General features: G+C 46.4%; 1 protein-coding gene. It reads right to left on the reverse strand.

Going from position 1 to position 1,199, the window contains the following annotated elements; all coding sequences use genetic code 11:
* Window positions 1–1,199, reverse strand: a 1,199-nt coding sequence (locus tag A3729_RS32510) for a DUF6701 domain-containing protein (protein WP_197475658.1), incomplete at both ends; no start/stop codon positions are given.

Raw genomic sequence — 1,199 nt, forward strand, 5'->3', positions numbered from 1 at the left:
TCATCCAGAGCGCCATCTCCGTCCCAGTCAAAACGCAACCATGGCAATGCAGATAAGTCCTGATTAACTTGAACTTTTCCAGCCCCGCCGACTCCTGGAGCGCTGAAGCTAAAGTTTTCATTTTGCGCATCATCGAGAGGAGCATTCACACTTAAGGTAGTTAACTCTGAACCCACAAGAATATCTTCTAAGCTCGTAGCACCACTACCTAAAGGTGTAACAGTTGGAACAACTGCGGTACATTGATCATCAGTATGGGCAACAAAGGTTCCGGCGCTAGAATAATATTGGGGGTAAGCCTTCATTTTTAACGCTTGAGTATCAGGCCCATAGGCATTCTCCATTTTCCACCGTCCTTGCCGTAATTCTGAGCTAAATTGGAAACCAAGCGCTGCTAAATTACTAGTGCCTGTCACATCATCATCGTCTTCCAAAGTAACGACCAAATCAATATCTGCGTCAAAAGGAACGATATTGGTCCCTGCAGGTCGATCATAACTGAAGTTAGGGTTACTAGAGTGGATAAGTAAGCTAAGCGTTCCATCAATATCTGTTGTCGCACCATAACTTATATCTCCAACTGGCGAGGATAATGTCGCCGCCGTCGCTGCATTATCGGTATAGCAAAAACCCTTAACGCCTACACTACCACCACAAGACTCATCTAGCTCCAGGTTTGCACCCAAGCGCCAAAAATCACCTTCATAGTTTTGTGTAATCGTGCCATCAGCACGTACAGCACTTATCGTCAATTCAGGGACAGTATTCCATTGAAAGGCCTGATTCATATAAGTGAAGGGCGATAGTCCAACGACATTACACGCTGGGGCAAAATTTCCTCCTGTGACGGAAAAGCTCACATCAAAACGATCAGGGATAAACCGACCAACATTACCACTTGTACCACCGCTGACGACTTCACCCGCATAATCGGGCACGGCATAGGCTTCCATAGTGAAAACCCCCACCTCATCTATTTGTTGCGTCACCGACACAACACCATCATCTGCCAATGTAAAGGCCACATTGCTCTCGGCAACATTGGCATTAACACCACTTAGCGGTGCAATAAGATTACTACGCAACGATATTGGAGAAGGACTGATATAGCTCTCAGCCGTTGTTGCGCTTGCATCCGCGCAGACAGCTCTAAGCTGCTGAGTAAAATTATCACCGACCGTTGCAAACTCACTGCAAGA

The organism is Oleiphilus sp. HI0043, from assembly GCF_001634935.1.